Genomic DNA, 22,481 nt, shown 5'->3' with positions numbered 1-22,481 from the left:
TGAAACAGTGATCTGGGCAACCTTATGACTTGGCGTGAGTCACCACCGTACCAGAACATTCTTTGAACAAGTGAGTGGTACAACCTTCACACAGGCTTTTATCCAGCTTTTGGTAAATCGCGTGGATTGCGGCGGACTTGGACTGGAACACATTGCGTGCGCCTTCCTTGTCAAAACATTCGCAGGCTTCCAGCGCATCCCACAACCCTTCCTTGACATTGATCAGGTACAAATTGCCGTCATCGGCTTGCCGTTGTTTGGCTTCCTTGTACAGCGCGTGACTGCCCTGCAAATCGGCAAAGTTGATGCCTTCGCAAATCACGGCAAGGTGTTTTTGCTGTGGGTGTTCTACGCGGATTTTGCCGAACGTTTCCTCCATGTGATTCACCGAACCAAAAAACAGCGAACCTTCAACCCCCACAAAGCGCACTTGCTGGCATTGGGGTAAATCCGGGTCAGTGGAAAAGGCATGGTTGGGCAAATTCTTATCAGGCGTGCGGGTCAGGATGCGCGGTTTGGAAACTTTTTCCAGATACAACACCAAGGACAGCATCACGCCGAGGAAGATGGCAAATTCCAAATCAAGGAACAGCGCACTAAAGAACGTGACGGCTAATACCACCGTTTCGCGTTTCGAGAAGTTGATAATCTCACGGATTTCATGCCAGTCGATCAAGCCCCACGCGACTAAGAACAGCACGCCAGCCATTGCTGCTTTGGGTAAATACGCGGCGTAAGGCGCAACCAGCACCACCACAAATATCAGCAATAATCCTGCAAATACTGCCGCCATCGGGGTTTTCGCGCCGGATTCGTAGTTGACACCTGTGCGGTTAAATGAGCCGGTCGAAACGTAGCCGGAGAAAAATGCCCCGGCAAGATTGGATAAACCTTGCCCAATAAATTCCTGATTGCCGTTGATGCTGTAGCCGCCGCGTGCCGCCATTGCCCGCCCAATGGATACCGCTTCGGTCAAGGCAAACAGCGTGACTGCCAAGGCAGCAGGAGCCAGCATTTTAATATTTTCCAGCGTCAACACCGGCGCAGATAAAGGCGGGAAAGAATCCGGCAATGCACCAACCGTCGCGATATGCGTAATATCTGTGCCTAACCACGCATTCAAGCCAACACTGAGCAAGCTACCCACCAGAATAGCCACCACCATGTAAGGCACACGTTTCAACCAGCGTTTAGTCGCCATGCCACTGAGCAGGGTGACGACAGCAATCAAGACCGCATAGGCGTTAATGCCGTCCAGATGTTGCGTAAACCGGAATAACAGTTCGGTCAAATTCCCGCCGTTATCCATGTCCACCCCGAAAAAATACTTCAATTGCTTGGCTGCAATCAAAATAGCCGCGCCAGCAGTGAAGCCGACCACCACGGCGTGCGAAATGAAATTGACCAACGCGCCCATGCGTGCCAGCCCTAGTACCAGTTCAAACACCCCCACCATGAACGTCAGGGTCAAGGCCAGCGTGACATAATCCGGGCTACCGGGGATGGCATGGATGGATAATGCCGAAAACAACACCACCGAAGCCGCCGTGGTTGGCCCCGATACCAGATGGCGCGAGGAACCAAACAGCGCGGCAATAATCGCGGGGATCATGCCCGCATACAAACCGTATTGCGGCGGCATCCCCGCGATGGTGGCAAACGCCACCCCTTGCGGCAGTACCACGATAGCCCCGGTCAAACCGGCAATGAAATCAGCCCGCAGGTCACGCCCATTAATTTTAGGCAACCAGTTGAGGAATGGCAGCAGCCATGTCCAGTAGGAGGGAAGTGCTTGAACGCTCATGATACTCACTTGGCGTGTAAGGCCATATCAGAGAAGGTTGAAGTGGCTGTGTTGTTGGCGGTAGCTTGCGCCTCTTGTTTTTCGCGTTCAATTTCTGTCAGTACCCGTTGCAGGTTGGCTTTTTTCTCTTGTGTCGTCAGCAATTCGCCTTCGTATTGCATCGCCAGCCCGTTGAGGATGGTTTTCAGTGCAGCCGATAAATGGTTCATGAGAAGGGTTTCCTTGGTTAAGAATAGTATTTTCCAGTTCTATAGCAAGCGGCGTGCCAGCCTTTTGATGATGTTTAACTAACTGTTATTTAACGATAAACCTGAAATCTGCTGAGTGATACCGCCGTGCCTGCTGTTACAGTTTGCAACGGGGTTTTGATGGATTTTTATAAGTCATTGTATTTAAGCGTTATTATTTGCAAAGCTGCTGGTGTTGCATAGTGAAACACTCAGTTTCAGTCTGAAACGCCATAGCTCTTCCTTTCGGGCAGGCTGTATACCCCTAATTTTATTGATAGTATAGCGGCGTGATTTTTACCAGATAAGGAGAGTTTGCATGATGATGAAACAAGGTTTATGGGCAATGTGCTTACTGAGTGGCATGAGTTTTGTGGTAGGTAATGTTGCGCTGGCGGAATCCAGTACGCCACTCACTGCTCCCGTCGCGCCGGTTGCGCCCACCGCACCTCTTGCCCCAATAGCACCCATTGCAACGCCTGCACCTGTGGTTGCCCCGATTACTGAGCAGGATGTGCAAGCCGCACAACAAGCGTGGGGTGATGGCATTGTCACGATTGGCAAAACCTATCAGGAAAAAGGCGATTATCAAGCGATAACCAGCAAACTCCTCGACCAACTGTACACGTTTAGTGATGGCACAGTATTGTTCAAGCCCACCAAAGCGGCTGAAGACCAGTTTCGTGAAACCAAGGATGAAGCCCTGTCGTATTTCGTCAAAGGCAAAGAAACCGAAGACCACGGCTTTGCCCTGCAACCCTGGTCAAAAGTACGTTTTGAAAACGATGCGATCGCGATCAACCAAGACACCGCAGAAGCGATGGGCAATTATTACTTCACCGATGCCGCCACCGGCAAAGAAACCAAGGTGGAATATACCTTTGGTTACAAACGTGACAAAGCGGACGGGCATCTGAAAATCTTCCTGCATCACTCTTCATTGCCTTACCACCCCGAACATTAAAAGCAGCGGTGGGAAACGGGATGCAAAACCACGTTTCCCACACGTTACGGCACGTCAAAAAACTCGACTTTACCCGTCTCTAACGAATATTCCGCACTCACCACCAGCAAACCTTCATTCGCAATCAGGTTTTCCAGAATTTCCGAACCGTGGCGCAAATGACTGGTGGCAGCACGAATATTGGCGCGTACTGCGTGTTTCATCAGGGCTTCGGGATCATCGCGCAACGGCGTTTCCATTAAGGTGGCAACGGCGGGGGCAATGCGTTCGACGATAGAGCGTTGGTTGCGGGACGGACTTTGCAAGTTATGGCGCAATTCGTCGATAGTGGCAGCCACTGCCCCACATTGCGTATGCCCCAGCACCACCACCAGCCGCGTGTTGTATTGGGTGGCGGCAAATTCCACGCTGCCGATTTGTGAAGGCGCGACAATATTCCCCGCGACCCGAATCACAAACAGCGAGCCGAAACCTTGGTCGAACACCAATTCCGCCGGAACCCGCGAATCCGAACAGCCCAGAATAATCGCAAACGGGTTTTGTCCCTCGGTCAGGCTGGCGCGTTGCGTGTGGCTTAATAAAGTATCCAGACTGCGCACATTGTTGGCAAAACGTTGATTGCCTTCTTGTAAACGGGCGAGTGCTTCCGCCCCGCTCAAGTTGCTTTGTTTATTTGGCATGATCATTTTCCCTAAAACACGAATGTTTGATAGTAAAGAGTACGCATCCGGTTTTCAAAGGATTGCGTGACAGAAGTCTTTCATGTTACACAATGCAACACCCCGTTTCAGATTGAAATAGTGCCATGATCAGTATTCACCGTAAAATTACTTTCGCGTTCTCCTCCCTCGCTGTCTTGGTGGTTGGGGTAGCAGCCTTGGCGTTTCTGGACTTGCTGTTTCTGGAACGTCAAGTTGAGCAGGGTATCACCATCACCACGTTGGAAACCGCGATACAGGACATGCGTCGCGAGGAAAAAAATCTGTTTCTCTACCAAGATGCGAGTGCGGGTCAGGCAGCGGATACCTTTGCGGCGACCGCCTTGCAAACCTTGCAGACTTCCCCGCAGACACTTGCAGAAGTGGGTAATGTGATGCAAATTTCGCAATTGCAGACGATTTTACAAACCTACCGCCAGTTATTAGCCAACCATCTGCAACGTTTGCCTGCTGATAGCACGCTGGAAAGCAGCATCCGTGCGCAAGGCCATTTGGCTTCGCAATTGGCGGAATCACTCACCCTGCAAGAACGCAGCTTGTTAAACACCGCCATTGCGGATGCGAAATGGGCGCAAGTATTGGGGGTGGGAATTTTGTCCGTGCTGCTGGTGCTGATTGCCTGGTTGCTGGATCGTTCCGTGATTACCCCGATGAAACGTCTGATGGCAGATTTAACCCCGATTGCGGAAGGGCATTTCGAGCGGCTGGATGTCCGCGCTCGCAGCACCGAAATGGTCAGTTTGCGCGAAGCCTTTAACCGTTTATTGGACGAACTTGAAGCCCGCCGCCGCCGCCTGATTCAGTCCGAAAAACTCGCCGCGTTGGGGGTGTTGGTCTCCGGTGTGGCGCATGAACTCAACAATCCGTTATCCAATATTTCCTCATCCAGCCAATTGTTGCTGGAAGAACTCGACAGTGCCGAGCCAGACACCTTGCGCGAATGGGCGCACACCATCGACAGCGAAACCGAACGCGCCCGCCGCATTGTCGATGCGCTGCAAGATTTCGGGCGCAGGCAAGAGCCGCATCTGGAAACGGTCAACCTTGCCGACTTGCTGGAACGCACCCTGTTGTTATTGCGCGGGCATTTGCGCAAAGCCGGAGCGACAGTCGAAAACCACGTGCCACTGGATTTAACCCTGCTCGCTGATGCGCAACGTTTGCAGCAAGTGTTCATCAACCTGTTGCGCAATGCGGCGGAAAGCGGCACGAACCTGACGCTGCATATTCGCGCTCAGGGATGCAGCTTGTCGGGTACGCCGTTACCGCCGGATGCCACGGTGGTAGGGGAACTCGGTTGTCAGGTGCGCCAACGCCAACCCATGATCGAAATCAGTATTGAAGACAATGGCGCGGGGATTCCGGCGGCAGTATTGCCACGGGTGTTTGAGCCGTTTTACACCACTCGCGCTCCCGGTCAGGGCATGGGGCTGGGGCTGTATATTGTGCAGGAAATTATTCAGGAACATGACGGTTGCATCGCTATTGCCAGCCAGCCGGGGCAAGGCACGCGGGTGGTGCTACGCTTGCCATGTGGAGGACATTACCCGTGAAAGAACGCATTCTAATCATCGACGATGAACCCATTGCAGTACGCAATCTGGCCTATGCCTTGCGCAAAAACGGCTACGAAGTGACCACCCGCGAAAGCGGCACGGGCGGTTTGGAAGCCTTGCAAACCCAAACGTTCGAGCTGATTCTGACCGATTTGCGCATGGAACGGGTGGATGGCATGACGATTCTCAAGCGTGCGTTGGAAACCGACCCTGACATGGCGGTGGTGTTAATTACCGCGCATGGCACGCTGGATTCGGCGGTGGAAGCAATGAAAGCGGGCGCGTTTCACTACGTTGCCAAACCGTTCCGTTTGGATGAAGTGCGTAGCATTGTGGCAAACGCGCTGCAACTGGTGCAGCTCAAGCGCGAAAACCGCCGCTTGCGGGCGCAGGTGAGTAACGGTTTGCATACCCATGCCGGATTGGTGACGCAAAATCCCGCGATGTTGCGCTTGCTCGATACGGCGCAACAGGTGGCGGCAACCGATACTACCTTGCTGATTAATGGGCAAAGCGGTACGGGCAAGGAATTGCTGGCGCGTTACCTGCATCAGCACAGCCGTCGCAGCCAAGGCGCATTCGTCGGGGTGAATTGCGGCGCATTGCAGGAAGATTTGCTGGCAAATGAATTGTTCGGGCATGAAAAAGGCGCGTATACCGGCGCGGGCGAGGCACGGGCGGGTTTGATCGAAGCCGCCAACGGTGGCACGTTGTTTCTGGATGAAATCGGCGAAATGTCGCTGGCAATGCAGGTGAAATTGCTGCGCGTGGTGCAAGAGCGCGAAGTGCAACGCTTGGGGGCGCAAACCGCCGTGCCAGTGGATGTGCGTTTGATTACCGCAACCCACCGCGATTTACGTGCGGAAGTGGCGGCAGGGCGTTTCCGGCAGGATTTGTATTTCCGGCTGGACGTGGTGGGGCTGCATTTGCCGAGCTTGGTGGAACGGCGCGACGATATTCCCTTGCTGGCGTTCTTTTTCTTGCGCAAACACGCGCTGCGCATGGGGCGCGAGGTGGAAAATATTGCTCCGGCGGCTATGTCGGTGTTGTTGGGGTATCATTACCCCGGCAATGTGCGCGAGCTGGAAAACCTGATTGAGCGCGGCGTGGCGTTGGCGCGTGGCAATGAATTGACGCTGGCGGAATTGCCTGCGGCTTTGGCGGCGCAAGCGATTCATGCTTTGCCGGAAGCCCCGACGGAATTGCCGTCGCTGGTGCAGCGCGAGGAGGAATACATCCGCTACGTGCTGGAACATTGTGATGGCAACCGCACCAAGGCGGCGCAGATTCTGGGGATTGACCGCGTGTCGTTGTGGCGTAAGCTGAAAAAATACGGTCTTGTTGACGGTGAGGAGTAAGGCTTACTCTTCGTCTGTTACCGATTCTGCGCCTTCTTTGGACTGAATCTTGTCTTCCTTGCCTGATAGCAGGTTGCGGATATTGGATTCGTGCCGCCAGAAAATCATGATCGCTATGAAGGTTACGCCCAGCGTCAGCCAGCCATTACCGTCACTCAATACCCAAAAGTAAATAGGTGAGAGTGCGGTAGCAATCAGCGCGGCGAGTGAGGAAATTTTGAAGCCTTTCGCCATGACCAACCAGGTTGCGACGAAGGCTATGCCGCCCCAGACATACACTCCGAGGAATACGCCGATAGCGGTGGCAACGCCTTTACCGCCTTTGAAACCGTAGAATACCGGGTATAAATGCCCCAAAAACGCGGCAATACCGATCAAGATTAACCCCGTCTCATCCACGCCCAAGGCTTTGCCGATTAAGACCGGAATCAAGCCTTTTAAACCATCACCGAGCAAGGTAATCGCAGCGGCTTTTTTACCGCCGTGGCGCAAGACATTGGTTGCGCCGGGGTTGTTGGAACCCACCGTGCGCGGGTCAGGTAAGCCCATCAGTTTGCAGGTAATGATGGCGGCAGAAATGGAACCGAGCAGGTAAGCGAGTGCAATCAGCAAATAGACCATGGTGAAGATCCGTGTAACGTTGTTATGTAAAGTCGCAATGCTATCAGATAAGCAGGGGGGCATACAGTCAGCATCCGCCGTGTTTCCTCCTGATTGTCTCGTTGCCCATCTATGCTAAAGTAGCCAACTTTTAATACCAGACGATTTGCGCAGGGGGAAAGAGAAATGAGTGACCAACAGAAAATAGCGGATAGCCCGACAACTGATATACCTAACAAGGCTGAAGACGCTTTGGATATGACGCTGGAGCAGATTCAGGAAGAAGCCCGCCAGCAAGCGGCACAGCAGCAGCTCATTATGCAGCAATTGTCGGGGGACATTGAGGCGACTTTTGAGCGCATCCAGCAAAGCATTCAGGATCGGGAACAGGTTCAGTACAACGTTACCCATGAATTGCTGGACAGTATTCGTGCCCGCTTCGCTGCTTACGATGAACAGCGTGAACACATTCTGCAAAACATGACTCAGCGCGAACACGCGCAAAACGTCGTGACGCAGGAATTGCTGGAAAGCATTAGCAAGCGCTTTACCTTGCAGGAAGAGCAGCGCGAAAATATCTTGCAAGGCTTGCGTGGTGCGTTTGAACAGATTCAGCAGGACAATCAAGAGCGCGACTCACACCACGATGAAATGTTGGATACACTGGCGCAGCGGATGCGGGATATGTATCAGGAAATGCAGAACAGCAGCCAGATGCGTGACCAAAGCCAAGAAAAAATGCTGCAATCGCTGACGGGGCATCTAAAACTGATGCAAGAAGAAATGCGTCAGGAACAACACGAACACGAAGCCCGCATTGAAACCGAACGCCAACGCCAAGAACGCAATTTCCGCCGCGCCCGTTGGATGAGTGTACCGGGCATCGTGCTGGCGGGTTTGGCGGCTATGTATATGTTGCATGTGGTGAATGTCATGGAAAAAGCGATGAGTTCCATGAGCAGTAATATGACCAGCATTACTGTCACAATGGCCAATATGTCCACGCAAATGCAGGACATCACCGGCTACACCCAAACCATGTCTGCCTCTGTTTCCAGTATGCAGCCGATGGCGGCGGATGTGCGTGATATGAGCGGCAATATGGCGGTGATGACCCAAAACGTACAGGGTATGCAGAACAGTACTCAGCAATTGAACCAGAACGTTGCTTACTTAGGTCAGGATGTTAACCGCTTGAGCGGTGAGGTTGCGCCTACCATGAAAGGAATGCGGGCGTTCATGCCGTGGGAGTGGTGAGAATCATTGAAGCTAAATATTATTGAGTATTCGGGGCAGGGCAAACCGTTAGTTCTGCTCCACGGCTGGGGGATGAACAGCCACGTCTGGCAACCACTATTGCCGAGCTTGGCGCAATATGCCCAAGTCATTTGCATTGACCTACCGGGGCATGGCGCAAACAACCATTTGTCGCTGGGAACATTGGAGGAAGCGGTGGCACAACTTGCCCCGCACATTCCGCAAGATGCGATCGTCATGGGTTGGTCACTCGGCGGACTCATTGCCCAAGGGTTGGCGCACGCTTTGCCCGATCGGATTGCCGCGCTAATCTTGATTGCCAGCACACCTAAATTCGTCGCAGAAAATGATTGGGCGCACGGTGTATCCCCCGACCTGTTGGCGCTGTTTGGCAGAAGCTTGCAAACCGATTACCTCGGTACGGTGAAACGCTTTTTCGCGCTGCAATTTCTTAGCACCAAAACTGATACTCGCGTGGTGAATGCTTTGCGCGAGCGTATTATGGAACATCCCGCCAGCATTACCGCGCTGGAACAGGGTTTAACCATCCTGCAAACCGCCGACTTTTCGCAAACGCCCGTGACCCAGCCCGCACTGTGGATGCTGGGTAGGCTCGACAAGCTGATACCCGCTTCTCTCGCTGACGCATTGCCGGAAATGGGTTATCGGCACATTGCAGTGTTGGGCAGTGCAGCGCATGTACCTTTCGTGACCCACCCTGAGCTTTTCATGGAACATATCGAGGCATTTCTGAGTGGGCTTTAATCCCCAATTTGTTGAAAACCAATCAAAGAGTGATGATGGTCACGTCTAAAAAATATTAGAAGCATTAATCTTGAGCATATTACCATTGGCAAAAAGATAGAATCTTCCTGTTCATTAAATTAATCTATCACAGGGATTAAGATCGTGAAAATTCCAAAAAGCTACTGGTATTACTGGCACACCGGCAATAAATTTGTAGCTGTCATCAGTATGATCTTAAGTGCGGCAGTCACAGGGTTAGTCTTAGCCCTCTCTATCGGGTTCTCAATGTGGGGAATAATTCTTGCTGTATTGCTCGATTCGATAGGATTTTTGGTGGTTTTAATCTATGTTGCCTTGCGTGGTTATCTCCCCAGCCTAGTGTTGGAACAATGCGATGCATTCATTTTATATCAATTTGTCGTCCCACTTTGCATCGCATTTTTGGTCGGGAGACTGATAACATTTTGGGTGGCAAAACTTAAGTGGTTTGCAATAGCCTAATAAATGAGTAATCTTGCGCTCCGCATAACGCAAGAGAACGTTAGGATTAATTTTTTGAGGAAGCATCGTGATCTCAGAATTAGCAGGTTTTGTATTAAGCCGTTCCATTCCAGACAATTTGATGCTTGGGGTACTCGCCGGTGTAAATAAAGTTTACGGAGGTGTGGTTCGTAATGAACAAGGTCAAATTTTAGCGCATCTTGTCAATAGCACCACGCCTAGCAACATTTTATCAGCCTTCACTTCGCCGCTGAACACGCTTCTTTCGGGTGTTAATACCTATCAACTGCATCGTATCGGCGGGGATGTTGGTATTATCGGTGCTGAAGTTGGTCGCATAGGTACGGATGTTGGTGTTATCGGCGCTGAAGTTGGTCGTATGAGTGCGAATGTGGGTATTATCGGCACTGAAGTTGGTCATATAAGCACTAATGTCACCCAATTGCTTCAGTTGGCGCAAGCGTCCATGTTGCTGTCAGGTTTGACATTGGCTGTTAGCTCTGCCGGATTTATGTTTTTAAGCAATAAAATCAATAAAATTGATGAAAAATTACAACAAGTAGCCTCTGATGTGAAATACATCAAGTCGTTTCTTGAGCTACAAGAAAGATCTAGGTTAATCGCAGCACTAAAAGTCATCAGAGAATTAAATAAAGTAGAAGACCATGCCGCTAGGCTTCAGATGTTAATCAGTAGCAGGCAGACGATCGGGGAAATTCACGAAAAATATAAAATGTTACTGACAGACAGTAGCAATGAATATTCTTTCATGGCAGCCGAAGAGTACTTCACCATTACAGCCATTGGGCATTCGTTGTGTTCCGCAGAACTGGATATGTACGATCAAGCGCTGAACGATTTGCATGATGCACAAAATACATGGCAAAGTTCGTCCAGAGCGTTCGTTAAAAATCATGTCATTAACGATAATGCACAGCGGTTTCTGACAAAAGATTACGTCCAGCATATCAATTCCGCAGAAGTCATTGAGTGGGTTGATTTTGCTGAATCTTCCTCAGCGGGCATAAGTATTCTCGATCACTTGCGAGGACAGCCGCAGAAAAGAAGTTTCCGATGGTCTAAGCTCAAGGGTGTAGACACTGAAGAGAAGTTAAACCTTGAGGTTTCACGGAAAATTATTGCTAGAAATAAAATACTCCAAGGCTATATTGATCAACTTAAATACCTGTCACAAATAAGGCAAAAGCCATCCACTGTTCAAAATTTTATGGATAGTATCCCTTGTGATAACAGCGTTGAAGGCTGCCATATATTTATCGCCGATGCTTATGCTAACTGATTAGGCATTCTCGCTCTTACCCACCCGGAGACTTTCATGGAACATAGCGGGGCATTGCTGGATGCGCTCTGATACTAACCCCCATTTGCTGGATAAGCGCAAAACCCGCCGAGGCTTTGAACGCGCCGCGCACACTTACGATGCCAACGCAGTCTTGCAACGTGAAATCGGCGAGCGTCTGCTGGAACGTTTGGATTTCATCAAAATGCAGCCGGAAACCGTCCTCGACCTCGGTTGCGGCACGGGTGCAATCAGCGAACATTTACTCAAGCGTTACAAAAAAGCTCGCATTATCGGCATCGATCTCGCTGTCAATATGGTGCAAAAAACCCGGCAACGCGGCGGTTGGTTTCGCAAGCCGCAAGGCGTGTGCGCCGATGCCAATCACTTGCCATTCCAGCCGCAATGCGCGGATATGTTGCTATCCAACCTGATGCTGCAATGGTGTAACGACTTGCCCGCCGTATTCGGCGAATGGGTGCAAGTGCTGAAACCGAACGGTTTATTGATGTTTGCCACCTTCGGCCCGGATACCTTGAAAGAATTACGCGCCAGTTGGGGCAGGGTGGATGGTTTCACCCACGCCAGCCAATTTGTGGATATGCACGACGTGGGTGACGCACTGTTGCAGGCCGGTTTTCGCGATCCGGTAGTGGATATGGAAACCATCACGCTGACCTATACCGATGTGCGCGGCTTGCTGCACGATCTGAAAAGCATTGGCGCAAACAATGCCACGCACGGGCGCAATCACGGCTTGACCGGCAAAGCACACCTACAGGCGTTTCTGCAAGCCTACGAATACTTTCGTCAGGAAAACGGGCTTTACCCCGCCACCTACGAAGTGGTGTATGGTCACGCTTGGGCACCAACCCTGTTGCCCAGTAAACTGCCTGAAAAATTCATTCCGATTATGAGGAGTAAGTCATGAGTGACCCCGTTATTGCGCAGAAAAAACCGTGTTTAGTGGAACTGGAAGCTGATAAAAGCTATTGGTGGTGTACCTGCGGGCGTTCGGCTAATCAGCCATTTTGCGACGGTTCGCACAAGGGGACGGATTTTACCCCAATGGAATTTACCGTGCCGGAAAGCAAAAAGTACGGGTTATGTGCGTGCAAGTATACACAGAATGTGCCGTTCTGTGATGCCACGCATCGTAATTTGCCATAAGCCGCTAAACCGTGTGCTAAGCTTGCGCCAATTTACCCGCTATGTGGCGCATAACAATGAAAAAAACCTATACCATCCAGTCTGTTACCCATAATGCTATTTCGCCGCAAAGAGGCTCGATGGTATGGCAATTGCTCGATGCTGACGACGGACGCTTACGCAAAGTCAACGGCGTGACCACGTTGGATAATGCCGGGCTGGTTGATTCGGTGCGTTCGATTTACGCCCGCGAAATCCCGCTGGTTGACGAATTATTGCTGCACGATACAGGCGACAGTTTTACCATTGACTTTAGCGAGTTCAACCAACAGCAAGGCTACGTCGAACGCGACATGTACCTCGATATGCAAAACTGCGAACAATTGTCCAATTTGTCACGGCGCACTTGGCGAGTCATTGCGGTAGCGGTGCTGCTGGTTGTACTCTGGTTAAGCTGGATGTTGAATACCAGCATGACGAAATTTGCCGAACAACAACCGCTGATACATAAACATGAGCTACCTTGAGCGTATTCGTGCCTGCAACAATTTTGAATCCACCCATTACCGCGAACTGCTGATTGACGACAACGTGTACGGGCAAGTGCAACCCGACTTTGCGGAACACTTGGCACACTGGTCAGATATTTTCAGCGTCACGGATACGCAGGTGGTGCTTAATCCTGAACTGACCGATTACGCCACGCGCACCGCTGCGGTTGCGCCGGTGTTGTGGGCATTGCATCAACAGGGCGTGATTGATACCTGGGTTGCCGAAGCTTACCCGATCACGCACAGCTTTGGTGGTCATGCCGAGTTGGAAATCGAACGTGCTGCCACCAATTTTTTTGGGGTGAAAACCTTTGGCATCCACGTCAACGGTTTGGTGAAAACCGCTCAGGGCATTGAGGTTTGGGTCGGTACGCGCTCACTGGATAAACCCTTTTGGCCGGGCAAGCTCGATCAAATGGTGGCAGGCGGGCAACCCGTCGGCTTGGGTTTGCTGGAAAATGTCATTAAAGAATCGCAGGAAGAAGCCAATATTCCCGCCGAGCTTGCCCAACAAGCACTGGCGATTCGAACGATTCCGTATCGGCAGGAAGGCTGGCGTGGTTTGGATAATTCCACGATTTATGTGTATGACTTGTGGTTGCCGGAAGATTTTGTGCCGGAAAATACCGATGGCGAAGTGATTGCGTTTGAACGGATGCCATTAGTAGAGATTGCGCGGCTGACCGAAACCACCACAGAATTCAAAGACAACTGCAATTTGGTTAATATTGATCTTTTATTGCGCATGGGGATGATTTCACCGCAACATCCTGAATATGCTACTATTCTCAATGTGTTATACACTGCTAGTCATTCAAAAGAGACAAAAAAATGAGAGAAGGTCAACCTAAAACGGTTTATTTACAAGACTATACCGCGCCTAGCTACCGTGTGGATGCGTTGTCGTTAGTCTTTGAATTGGGCGAAACATCTACCCGCGTCACCAGTGTGGCAAATTACCGCCGTGAAACGGGCGTTGCAGCGCATACGCCCTTGGAACTTTATGGCGAAGCGCTGGAATTGCTGGAAATCCGCTTGAATGGTTTGCCGCTGCAAGCCAGTGATTATCAGGTCACGGATACCGGCATGAGCATTTACAATGTGTCGGCACTGTGTACGCTGGAAATCGTGACGCGCATTTACCCGCAGAAAAATACCTCGTTGGAAGGTTTGTACCAGTCCAGCGGCAATTTCTGCACGCAATGCGAAGCGCAAGGTTTCCGCAAAATTACCTATTACCCCGATCGCCCGGATGTGATGACGGTGTTCACCACGCAAATTTTGGCGGATAAGCAGAAATATCCGGTGCTGCTGTCCAACGGCAATCTGACTGGCAGCGGCGAGTTGGCGGATGGTCGGCATTGGGCGCGTTGGGAAGATCCGTTTCACAAACCCGCGTATTTATTCGCGCTGGTGGCGGGCGATTTGCAGCACGTGGAAGACCATTACACCACGAGTTCTGGGCGCGATGTCACTTTGCGCATCTATACCGAAGCGCACAATATCGACAAATGCGACCACGCGATGCAGTCGCTGAAACGGGCGATGCACTGGGATGAACAGCGTTTCGGCTTGGAATACGACCTCGATATTTACATGATCGTGGCGGTCGATGACTTCAATATGGGCGCAATGGAAAACAAGGGCTTGAACGTATTCAACTCCAAGTTGGTGTTTGCCAGCCCTGCCACCGCGACGGATATGGATTATGTCAGCATTGAAGCGGTGATCGGGCATGAGTATTTCCATAACTGGACCGGCAATCGCGTGACTTGCCGCGATTGGTTCCAATTGTCGCTGAAGGAAGGTTTGACGGTATTCCGTGATCAGGAATTCACCTCTGACCTGCATTCGCGTCCGGTGAAACGCATTGAGGACGTGCGTTTATTGCGTACCAATCAATTTGCGGAAGATGCCAGCCCGATGGCACACCCGATTCGTCCCGCATCTTACATGGAAATCAATAACTTCTACACCGTGACCGTTTATGAAAAAGGTGCGGAAGTGGTTCGCATGTACCAGACTTTGCTGGGGCGTGACGGTTTCCGCAAGGGCATGGATGTGTATTTTCAGCGCCATGACGGGCAAGCGGTGGCGACCGAAAACTTTCTCGCGGCAATGGCGGATGCCAATGGTGTTGATTTGAGCCAGTTTCAGCGTTGGTATGATCAGGCGGGAACGCCACAGGTCGCGGTGACGATGGATTACGCTGCTGCCGCGCAAACGTGTACGTTGCACTTGAGCCAGTTTTGCCCCGCGACGCCGGAAGCGGCGGAGAAATTGCCGTTTTTGATTCCGGTAGCTGTCGGTTTACTGGGTAGCAATGGACAGGACTTGATCGGCACACAAGTGTTACGCCTGACGGATGCTGAACAGTCGTTTACGTTTGAGCAAGTAGCGGAATGCCCCGTGCCTTCGTTGTTGCGTGGTTTTTCTGCCCCGGTGCGCTTGAGCTACCCGTACACCACCGCCGAACTGGTGTTTTTGATGAAACATGACAGTGATGCCTTCAACCGTTGGGATGCTGGGCAACGCTTGGCGATGCAAACCATTCTGAGCTTACTGGATGCGCAGCAACAGCAAGCTGCTTTTGGGTTGGAACACGAATTCATCAGCGCGTATCAGGCGATTCTCACCGATAACACCTTGGATCATGCCTTGCGTGCCGAAGCCATGACGTTACCGTCCGAGGCGGACATCGCAGAAGTGGCACGCCCTTCCGACCCCGAAGCGATTCATACCGTGCGCGAATTCATCCACGCGACCTTGGCGAAAGCCTTGCGGTTGGATTTGGAAGCGCTGTATGCCGATTTGCACGCGCAAGGGCAGGGCGATTATTCCCCGGATGCGGTGAGCATTGGGCGGCGCAGCTTGAAAAATGTCTGTTTGGCGTATTTGGGGCGCATTCAGGATGACGGTATTTACGATACCTGCCTCCAGCAATACCGCAATGCGGGCAATATGACCGACGCAATGGCGGCATTGGCGGTACTCAGCAAAATCGACTGCCCGCAACGTGAAGAGGCGCTGCAACATTTCCACGACCGTTGGCAACATGATCCGCTGGTGATGGATAAATGGTTCGGCTTGCAAGCTACCTCGTCGTTACCGGGTACGCTGCAACAAGTGCAAACACTGATGCAACATGCGCTGTTCGACATCCGCAACCCTAACAAAGTCCGTGCCTTGGTGGGCAGTTTTGCAATGCGCAACCCGCTGCATTTCCACGCACAAGATGGCAGCGGCTACACCTTTCTCACCGAGCGCGTCTTGGAATTGGATGCGATGAACCCGCAAATCGCCTCACGCATGGTGCGCCCGCTAATGAACTGGCGGCAATACGAGCCGACCCGCAGCGCCGCCATGAAAGCCCAATTGGAGCAGATTAAAGCGCACAGCGGTTTGTCGGGGGATGTGTATGAAATCGTGAGCAAGAGTCTGGTATGATGCAGCGACCGTTCATCAATGATAGAGAGGGCATGGAATGAAACTAAACGTATTGAAAGCGCTGGGCTTAGCAGCACTGATCACCACTGGTGGTAGTGCGCTGGCAGACGAAGTATGGAACAGCAACGTTGGGCGTATTGTGTATGCCGATGAAATCGGGCCAACTGCTGTATTTGCTTATGGTCCTGCGGAAGATCCGGGTGTGGTATACATTTTAGGCTTGGCGAAAGTGTACGAAAACCGTGGAACCTATGACGGTTACTGGGCAAAAAAGAAAGCCAAGGTGGAATGCACCACGGAACGCCCCGGTATTTTCGGTGAAATGACCCGTTATTGGGGGCGCTACGAGATCAAGTTCCTCGATAAAAGTTTCCCTTCACGTTGGGAAGCCCAGTGGAGCTATTGCGATGGCGACGTCGAGAAAGTGAAGATCGAAGCCACGCCAGCCGTGGGCGAAGCCGCTGTGCCTGCTCCTGAGAAAAAATAAGGAATGTGCACGAAATAACTTTTCAAAGAGGGCGTATGCAATACGCCCTTACAAGGGTTTTCGTAGGGGCGTATTGCATACGCCCCATTTTTTGTCAGTACAATTGTGTTTCTAAGGCGGCGAGGCGTTTTTCTAATTCTGCCACCCGTGCTTCTAATTGTGCGTAATGGTCTTGGCGGGGACTGCTGTGGTGGGTGGCAGTGCCAGGGCTGGCGGCTTCGGTGGTGTGCAATTCATCCAGCGTTTCGGTGCCAAGGGCATGAAAATAGCGGTCTTCGCGCCGTCCGCCACCCGCAGGCAAACGCACCGCTAAAGGCTTGTCGAGTGCCATCCACGCTTCCAAAATCTCGCGGATTTCGTCGGTGCTGGCAAAATCTGCCATGCGTTCGGTGCGGGTTTTGATTTCGTTCAAGGTTTGGGGGCGGCGCAGTAATAATACGCACAGCACCGCTTGTTGTTGGCGATTCAGTTTGAGTTTGCGCTCAACTTTGTGCTCTACCCGTTGGGCGCGTTCGCTGTATTGGATGTTAGTCCAGCCACCTTCGACCAGCACTTTGGCGGTATGTCCGACCACGCCTTCGGTCAAATTCATCACGGGATCGCGGCTGCTTTTTTGGTTGCACGCCACCGCTAGAGAGTTAAAAGTGAGCGGATAGCTGGCAGGAGTGGTGAGTTGTTTTTCCATTAAGCTGCCAAGAATGCGTAGTTCTTCGGCACTAAACGGTGGTCGGGGTTGTTCGTCATCAAACATAATGCGTAGCCCTGTGGTGTGAATTAACGGGGATCGGTTTCCGTTTGCCAGCGCGATAAATCGACGCTGTTGTCCGCCAACCAATAGCGCGGTGGCGGAACGTGTAAATTAGCGTGCAAAATTTTCAAGTAATCAGCGCGTGAAATATTTTCCGCGCCCATGCTCATTAAGTGCGGATTTTCGATTTGGCAATCAATTACCGCAAAGCCCCAGTGCTGCACATGCCAAGCCAGCGCCACCATTGCGATTTTGGAGGTATCCGGTTCACGGCTGAACATGGATTCGCCGCTGAATACCCCGCCAGTGGTCACACCGTACAGGCCGCCAACCAGTTCACCCGCCGGATTCCACACTTCCACCGAATGCGCGATGTCATGCGCGTGTAACATGCAATACGCGGTGTGCATTTCGTGCGTAATCCAAGTTTCAGCTGTGTAAGAGCGCGGCGCGGCACAGGCTTCTACCACGTCGGAGAAGCAGGTATCAAAGCTGATGCGATAACCTTTGTTGCGTAACGATTTACGCAAACTGCGGGTCATGCGGATTTTGTGCGGAAACAACACCGTGCGCGGGTCGGGCGACCACCAGTAGATCGGTTCACGCGGCCCAAACCAAGGGAAGATCCCCGCCCGGTAAGCATTTTTCAGGCGGGCAATGCTTAAATCGCCGCCGACTGCCAGCAAGCCGTTGGGTTCTTCCCACGCCATTTCCACGGGTGGGAAAGGTTCTTCCGACCAAGTGGGATTGAGTAAGGTGAGGCTGAGTGATCGTGGTAGCACGCCGTTCCTTTAGTGAGTTTTTGCCAATTGATCCAAGTATTTTTCCGCATCCAATGCTGCCATGCAGCCCGTACCGGCGGAGGTGATGGCTTGGCGGTAAACGTGATCCATGACGTCACCGGCGGCAAATACGCCTTCGATGCTGGTTTGGGTGGCGTTGCCTTCCGAACCGCTTTTGACTTTGAGGTAGCCGCCACTCATCTCTAATTGCCCATCGAAAATGGCGGTATTGGGTTTGTGACCAATGGCAATGAAAATGCCGTGTACGGCGATGTCTTGGGTTGCGCCGCTGTTCACGTCTTTGACGCGCATCCCGGTGACGCCGGTTTTGTCGCCCAGCACTTCATCGAGAGTGGTGTTCCACAGGATTTTGACTTTGCCTTGTTCGACTTTTTCAAACAGGTGTTTTTGCAAGATTTTTTCAGAACGCAATTCGTCACGACGGTGCACTAACGTGACTTCGGAGGCGATATTTGCAAGGTAAAGCGCTTCTTCCACCGCCGTATTGCCACCGCCAATCACCGCGACTTTTTGATTGCGGTAGAAAAAGCCGTCACAGGTGGCGCAGGCCGATACGCCTTTGCCACTGAATTTTTGCTCAGATTCTAATCCTAAGTACATCGCTGACGCGCCAGTGGCTATAATCAAAGCGTCACAGGTGTATTGCCCGCTGTCGCCGTTCAGCGTAAAAGGACGGTTTTGCAGGTCGACGCTATTAATGTGGTCAAAAATGATTTCGGTATCGAAACGTTCAGCGTGTTTTTGCATCCGTTCCATCAACTGTGGCCCCATGACGCCAGCATCATCGCCCGGCCAGTTATCCACTTCGGTGGTGGTCATCAATTGCCCACCTTGCGCCATGCCGGTGATCAATACGGGGTTTAGGTTGGCGCGTGCGGCGTAAACGGCAGCGGTATAGCCCGCTGGCCCCGAACCGAGGATGAGTAAACGGCAATGTTTGGTTGTGTTCATGTATAATTCTCCTTCCGAATTGGGTAATCCTATGTGACATACCGTGTCGGGTAAAGTAGTAATCGGAAAAACAGGCCCTATAATCAGGGAATCAAACAAACAGGGATATTGGTTTGGCTAAGGTTATTCTCAATCAAAAAAAGCGTCTGGGTTTACAACAGGCAAGCGTGATTATTTTCATGGGTATCGCTGCCGTGATTTTGCTGGCGCTGCTTTCGTACAGCCCGCTTGACCCCGGCCCATTTCACTATAACACCCGTGTTGGCCCCTGTGACAATTTAGCCGGTTGTAAAGGGGCATGGCTGGCGGATTTTCTGTTGGGCTTATTGGGTTATTTGGCGTATGCCTTGCCCCTGGTACTGGTGGTCATGGGATTGACCGCATTCCGTATTGGCCCGCACATGAAAAATCCAAACAATCCCGTGGGAGGCATCAACGACATTATTACCAGCGGCGGTGCATTATTCGCATTGCTGTCGGGGGCGGGTTTGGCGCATTTGCTGTTTATGCCGCCGCCTGACGGTATTGGTGGCGGCATGTTGGGTCAGGTGGTCGCTCGATTATTAACGGGCACGGTATTGGGATTCTTCGGGTCGATTTTGCTGTTGTTCTCTTTGTTTTTAGGCAGTATTACGGTGGTAGCGGATATTTCTTGGGCGCAAGTGACTGAGAAAGTCGGCGATTGGATGTTGCAGGCATTCGATAAACTGCAAGGCATGGAACAAGCGGGTGCTAATGGTGAGGCGGATGCGGCAAATAAAAGTGGTGTGTTAGGGCGTTTTTCTGAGCTGTTAGACCGCAGCAAGGGATATTTGCAAGGCGGCTCCGGTGCCTTGGATAAAGCCAGTGGCTGGGTGAACCGCAATGTGGTAAAGCGTGGGGAACCCAATCTGGGTGATGGGGTTGATTTAACCGATATTCACGCGCCTTTCCGTGATGAAGCGCGTTTGGATGTGCCCGACTTCTCGAATTTCACGCGCGATAAGCAACCCGCTACTGCGGAAGTGGTGCCAGTCGACGTTACCGCCGCTGTCAGCGTTGCTGATGTTGATAAAATGCCACTTAAAGCCAACGCAGATGCAGGTAGCATTCGTGATGTGGCGGAAAGCTTGCCTCCGCTTAAAACGGGCAAGGGGCACGGTTTAATTTTGCCGCGCCTAACCCTGCTCAACCCGCCGCCGCGTGACCGTGTGACGCAGCCTAAAGAGCGCTTGAATGAGTTGGCAACCAAATTGGTGGAAGCCTTGGGGCATTATGGTGTGCCGGATGTGAAAGTGGTGGCGCGTGACCCTGGCCCGGTGATTACCCGTTTTGAGCTGGAATTGCCGGATGGCGTGAAAGCCTCGAAAATTTCCGGTTTGGCGTCGGATTTGGCACGGAATATGTGCGTATCCAGCGTGCGCGTGGTGGAAGTTATTCCGGGGCGGCCGACTATTGGGATCGAGATTCCCAATGACCGCCGGGATGTGGTGACCATGAGTGAAATGCTGGCATCGGCAGTTTACAAGAAAAACCCGTCGCCGTTGACCTTGGCTTTGGGCAAAGACATTGCTGGGCATCCCGTGGTGGCTGATTTGGGGCGAATGCCGCATTTGTTGGTCGCGGGGACAACGGGTTCAGGCAAATCGGTGTTCATTAATGCGGTGCTGATGAGCTTGCTTTACAAAGCGACACCCGCCGAAGTGCGCATGATTATGATTGACCCGAAAATGCTGGAATTGAGCAGTTACGAAGACATTCCGCATTTGCTTGCCCCGGTGGTGACGGACATGAAACACGCCGCCAACGCCTTGCGCTGGTGTGTGGCAGAAATGGAGCGCCGTTATTTGCTGATGTCGAAACTCAAGGTGCGCAATATTGCCGGTTTTAACGAGAAGATTATCGAGGCGCGTGCCAAAGGTGAGGTCATTCTTGATCCCTTGTTTGACCCGCTGAAATCGGTGGCGGGGCATCCGCAGCCCTTGGAAACCTTGCCTTATATCGTGGTGATTGTCGACGAATTCGCCGACATGATGATGGTGGTTGGCAAAAAAGTGGAAGAGCTGATTGCGCGGCTGGCACAGAAAGCGCGGGCATCCGGTATCCATCTGATTTTGGCGACGCAACGCCCGTCGGTGGATGTCATTACGGGTTTGATCAAGGCGAATATCCCGACGCGGATTGCGTTTCAAGTGTCGACCAAGATCGACTCGCGCACGATTTTGGATCAGGGCGGCGCGGAACAATTGCTCGGTTACGGTGATATGTTGTACATGCCACCGGGAACTTCACTGCCGCAACGGGTGCATGGCGCACTCGTCACTGACCGCGAAGTGGAAGATGTTGCCAACTACCTCAAGCTGCAAGGGGAACCGGATTACATTGATGAGGTCTTAGCTGATAACACGTCAACATCGGATGCCGTACCGGGATTAGAGCCGTTGACGGAACGGGAGGGCGAATCCGACCCGCTGTATGATGAAGCAGTGGCCGTAGTGATCGAATCTCGGCGTGCGTCGATTTCGTATCTGCAACGTCGCCTCAAGGTGGGTTATAACCGCGCGGCACGCATGATAGAAGACATGGAAAGCGCAGGTGTGGTCAGCCCGGTGTTGAGCAATGGCTCACGCGATGTATTGGTTGCCGCACCGCCAAAAGATTGAATAACATGAGGTTAATGATGAAAACAACGTTCACTAAAACACTGGCAGTACTGTTGGTGATGGGCTTAATGAGCAGCAGTGCATGGGCTGGCGGTCGTGAAAAACTTGACGATTTCTTTACCAAAATCGATACCATGCAGTCGGCTTTCACCCAGCAAGTGATTGATGAAAAAGGCGTGGTGCGTCAATCCTCCAGTGGTAACGTCTTTCTGTCGCGCCCCGGCAAATTCCGTTGGGAATACGCCGCGCCTGATAAGCACGAAATCGTGGCTGATGGCAAAAATGTGTGGATTTACGACGTGGAATTGGATCAAGTTACGGTCAAGCCGATGACGCAAGCCTTGTCTTCTGCGCCGGTCGGGATGCTGACTCAAAAGCAAGCCGTTGACAAACAATTCAATGTGCAGGAAATGGAGGCCGAAGGCAGCACCTTGGAATGGTTTCGTTTGACGCCTAAGAAACAAGATTCTGATTTCACTTCAATGGATTTGGGCATTAGTGCTACCGGCGTGGAAGAAATGATTTTGGGTGATAAATTCGGGCAACAAACCTACATTAAGTTCCAAGGCTTGCGTACCGATGTTGACATCGACAAGAGCCGTTTCAGTTTCACGCCACCTAAAGGGGCTGACGTGATTGGGAAAGCTTCCTGATTCCCTTAGCTGAACGA

22 protein-coding genes are annotated in these 22,481 nt (G+C 51.9%); 15 read left to right on the top strand and 7 right to left on the bottom strand.

Annotated features, from left to right (window positions below):
- Positions 1-22: 22 nt before the first annotated feature.
- Both sulP and L3K52_12775 read right to left on the bottom strand, forming a co-directional pair.
- Complete coding sequence (sulP, locus tag L3K52_12780; protein UOG91071.1) at positions 23-1,804, bottom strand: sulfate permease; 1,782 nt, start codon at positions 1,802-1,804, stop codon at positions 23-25.
- Between the two features lie 5 nt (positions 1,805-1,809).
- A complete protein-coding gene (locus L3K52_12775) occupies positions 1,810-2,013 on the bottom strand; it encodes a hypothetical protein (GenBank protein UOG91070.1) in 204 nt (67 codons plus the stop codon).
- Between the two features lie 337 nt (positions 2,014-2,350).
- Between L3K52_12775 and L3K52_12770 the strand changes: the two genes are divergently transcribed.
- Positions 2,351-2,995, top strand: coding sequence for a hypothetical protein (locus L3K52_12770; GenBank protein UOG91069.1), 645 nt, complete (start codon positions 2,351-2,353; stop codon positions 2,993-2,995).
- A 44-nt stretch (positions 2,996-3,039) separates the two neighbouring features.
- Here the strand turns inward: L3K52_12770 and L3K52_12765 are convergent, their stop codons facing one another.
- Positions 3,040-3,675, bottom strand: coding sequence for a carbonic anhydrase (locus tag L3K52_12765; GenBank protein UOG91068.1), 636 nt, complete (start codon positions 3,673-3,675; stop codon positions 3,040-3,042).
- Positions 3,676-3,800: 125 nt separating this feature from the next.
- On the opposite strand from L3K52_12765, the gene L3K52_12760 reads away from it, so the two are divergent.
- Positions 3,801-5,267, top strand: a complete 1,467-nt coding sequence (locus L3K52_12760) for a HAMP domain-containing histidine kinase (protein UOG91067.1) — start codon at positions 3,801-3,803, stop codon at positions 5,265-5,267.
- Positions 5,264-6,628 carry a sigma-54 dependent transcriptional regulator gene (locus tag L3K52_12755; GenBank protein UOG91066.1) on the top strand — a complete coding sequence of 455 codons (1,365 nt, stop codon included), beginning with the start codon at positions 5,264-5,266 and terminating at the stop codon, positions 6,626-6,628. Before L3K52_12760 ends, L3K52_12755 begins: the two co-directional genes overlap by 4 nt.
- A gap of 3 nt (positions 6,629-6,631) precedes the next feature.
- Here L3K52_12755 and plsY read toward each other — a convergent pair whose 3' ends face one another.
- Positions 6,632-7,249, bottom strand: a complete 618-nt coding sequence (plsY, locus tag L3K52_12750; protein ID UOG91065.1) for a glycerol-3-phosphate 1-O-acyltransferase PlsY — start codon at positions 7,247-7,249, stop codon at positions 6,632-6,634.
- Positions 7,250-7,414: 165 nt separating this feature from the next.
- On the opposite strand from plsY, the gene L3K52_12745 reads away from it, so the two are divergent.
- The 10 genes from L3K52_12745 (at position 7,415) to L3K52_12700 (ending at position 16,667) form a co-directional block, all read left to right on the top strand.
- The gene (locus tag L3K52_12745) at positions 7,415-8,485 is read left to right on the top strand and encodes a hypothetical protein (GenBank protein ID UOG91064.1); all 1,071 of its coding nucleotides are present in this window, start codon (positions 7,415-7,417) and stop codon (positions 8,483-8,485) included.
- A 6-nt stretch (positions 8,486-8,491) separates the two neighbouring features.
- Entirely contained in the window at positions 8,492-9,250 is a 759-nt protein-coding gene (gene bioH / locus L3K52_12740; GenBank protein UOG91063.1) for a pimeloyl-ACP methyl ester esterase BioH, read from the top strand.
- 144 nt (positions 9,251-9,394) lie between these two features.
- A complete protein-coding gene (locus tag L3K52_12735; protein UOG91062.1) occupies positions 9,395-9,733 on the top strand; it encodes a hypothetical protein in 339 nt (112 codons plus the stop codon).
- A gap of 67 nt (positions 9,734-9,800) precedes the next feature.
- Positions 9,801-11,033, top strand: coding sequence for a hypothetical protein (locus L3K52_12730; protein ID UOG91061.1), 1,233 nt, complete (start codon positions 9,801-9,803; stop codon positions 11,031-11,033).
- 61 nt (positions 11,034-11,094) lie between these two features.
- Positions 11,095-11,964 (top strand): malonyl-ACP O-methyltransferase BioC, encoded by an 870-nt coding sequence (gene bioC / locus L3K52_12725; GenBank protein ID UOG91060.1) that lies wholly within the window; start codon positions 11,095-11,097, stop codon positions 11,962-11,964.
- Positions 11,961-12,203 (top strand): CDGSH iron-sulfur domain-containing protein, encoded by a 243-nt coding sequence (locus tag L3K52_12720; GenBank protein UOG91059.1) that lies wholly within the window; start codon positions 11,961-11,963, stop codon positions 12,201-12,203. The genes bioC and L3K52_12720 overlap by 4 nt, the downstream gene beginning before the upstream one ends.
- Before the next feature lie 56 nt (positions 12,204-12,259).
- Positions 12,260-12,709 (top strand): hypothetical protein, encoded by a 450-nt coding sequence (locus L3K52_12715; GenBank protein UOG91058.1) that lies wholly within the window; start codon positions 12,260-12,262, stop codon positions 12,707-12,709.
- Positions 12,696-13,568, top strand: a complete 873-nt coding sequence (locus L3K52_12710; GenBank protein UOG91057.1) for a DUF4743 domain-containing protein — start codon at positions 12,696-12,698, stop codon at positions 13,566-13,568. The genes L3K52_12715 and L3K52_12710 overlap by 14 nt, the downstream gene beginning before the upstream one ends.
- Positions 13,565-16,180, top strand: a complete 2,616-nt coding sequence (gene pepN, locus L3K52_12705) for an aminopeptidase N (protein UOG91056.1) — start codon at positions 13,565-13,567, stop codon at positions 16,178-16,180. The genes L3K52_12710 and pepN overlap by 4 nt, the downstream gene beginning before the upstream one ends.
- A 37-nt stretch (positions 16,181-16,217) precedes the next feature.
- The gene (locus L3K52_12700) at positions 16,218-16,667 is read left to right on the top strand and encodes a hypothetical protein (protein UOG91055.1); all 450 of its coding nucleotides are present in this window, start codon (positions 16,218-16,220) and stop codon (positions 16,665-16,667) included.
- Between the two features lie 94 nt (positions 16,668-16,761).
- On the opposite strand, the gene L3K52_12695 is transcribed toward L3K52_12700, so the two are convergent.
- Genes L3K52_12695 through trxB form a run of 3 tightly spaced genes read right to left on the bottom strand, consistent with a single transcriptional unit; the run spans position 16,762 to position 19,169 of the window.
- Complete coding sequence (locus L3K52_12695; GenBank protein ID UOG91054.1) at positions 16,762-17,418, bottom strand: DUF480 domain-containing protein; 657 nt, start codon at positions 17,416-17,418, stop codon at positions 16,762-16,764.
- A gap of 23 nt (positions 17,419-17,441) precedes the next feature.
- Entirely contained in the window at positions 17,442-18,197 is a 756-nt protein-coding gene (aat, locus tag L3K52_12690) for a leucyl/phenylalanyl-tRNA--protein transferase (GenBank protein ID UOG91053.1), read from the bottom strand.
- Positions 18,198-18,206: 9 nt separating this feature from the next.
- Positions 18,207-19,169, bottom strand: a complete 963-nt coding sequence (gene trxB / locus L3K52_12685) for a thioredoxin-disulfide reductase (GenBank protein UOG91052.1) — start codon at positions 19,167-19,169, stop codon at positions 18,207-18,209.
- A 179-nt stretch (positions 19,170-19,348) separates the two neighbouring features.
- On the opposite strand from trxB, the gene L3K52_12680 reads away from it, so the two are divergent.
- Positions 19,349-21,811, top strand: a complete 2,463-nt coding sequence (locus tag L3K52_12680; GenBank protein UOG94006.1) for a DNA translocase FtsK 4TM domain-containing protein — start codon at positions 19,349-19,351, stop codon at positions 21,809-21,811.
- 14 nt (positions 21,812-21,825) lie between these two features.
- Positions 21,826-22,464, top strand: a complete 639-nt coding sequence (gene lolA / locus L3K52_12675; protein ID UOG91051.1) for an outer membrane lipoprotein chaperone LolA — start codon at positions 21,826-21,828, stop codon at positions 22,462-22,464.
- The last annotated feature ends 17 nt before the right edge of the window (positions 22,465-22,481 follow it).

Origin of the sequence: Candidatus Thiothrix sulfatifontis (assembly GCA_022828425.1) — a bacterium.
GTDB classification, from domain to species: domain Bacteria; phylum Pseudomonadota; class Gammaproteobacteria; order Thiotrichales; family Thiotrichaceae; genus Thiothrix; species Thiothrix sulfatifontis.
This window is presented reverse-complemented; position numbering and strand designations above follow the sequence as displayed.

Bases quoted from the DNA above. Each gene is read 5' to 3' on its own strand.
- L3K52_12695 (UOG91054.1), bottom strand. From the start codon at position 17,418: ATGTTTGATGACGAACAACCCCGACCACCGTTTAGTGCCGAAGAACTA.
- L3K52_12765 (UOG91068.1), bottom strand. From the start codon at position 3,675: ATGCCAAATAAACAAAGCAACTTGAGCGGGGCGGAAGCACTCGCCCGT.
- L3K52_12720 (UOG91059.1), top strand. From the start codon at position 11,961: ATGAGTGACCCCGTTATTGCGCAGAAAAAACCGTGTTTAGTGGAACTG.
- plsY (UOG91065.1), bottom strand. From the start codon at position 7,249: ATGGTCTATTTGCTGATTGCACTCGCTTACCTGCTCGGTTCCATTTCT.
- L3K52_12745 (UOG91064.1), top strand. From the start codon at position 7,415: ATGAGTGACCAACAGAAAATAGCGGATAGCCCGACAACTGATATACCT.
- L3K52_12680 (UOG94006.1), top strand. From the start codon at position 19,349: ATGGGTATCGCTGCCGTGATTTTGCTGGCGCTGCTTTCGTACAGCCCG.
- sulP (UOG91071.1), bottom strand. From the start codon at position 1,804: ATGAGCGTTCAAGCACTTCCCTCCTACTGGACATGGCTGCTGCCATTC.
- trxB (UOG91052.1), bottom strand. From the start codon at position 19,169: ATGAACACAACCAAACATTGCCGTTTACTCATCCTCGGTTCGGGGCCA.
- bioC (UOG91060.1), top strand. From the start codon at position 11,095: ATGCGCTCTGATACTAACCCCCATTTGCTGGATAAGCGCAAAACCCGC.
- L3K52_12775 (UOG91070.1), bottom strand. From the start codon at position 2,013: ATGAACCATTTATCGGCTGCACTGAAAACCATCCTCAACGGGCTGGCG.
- L3K52_12715 (UOG91058.1), top strand. From the start codon at position 12,260: ATGAAAAAAACCTATACCATCCAGTCTGTTACCCATAATGCTATTTCG.
- L3K52_12710 (UOG91057.1), top strand. From the start codon at position 12,696: ATGAGCTACCTTGAGCGTATTCGTGCCTGCAACAATTTTGAATCCACC.
- L3K52_12770 (UOG91069.1), top strand. From the start codon at position 2,351: ATGATGATGAAACAAGGTTTATGGGCAATGTGCTTACTGAGTGGCATG.
- L3K52_12700 (UOG91055.1), top strand. From the start codon at position 16,218: ATGAAACTAAACGTATTGAAAGCGCTGGGCTTAGCAGCACTGATCACC.
- lolA (UOG91051.1), top strand. From the start codon at position 21,826: ATGATGAAAACAACGTTCACTAAAACACTGGCAGTACTGTTGGTGATG.
- L3K52_12760 (UOG91067.1), top strand. From the start codon at position 3,801: ATGATCAGTATTCACCGTAAAATTACTTTCGCGTTCTCCTCCCTCGCT.
- pepN (UOG91056.1), top strand. From the start codon at position 13,565: ATGAGAGAAGGTCAACCTAAAACGGTTTATTTACAAGACTATACCGCG.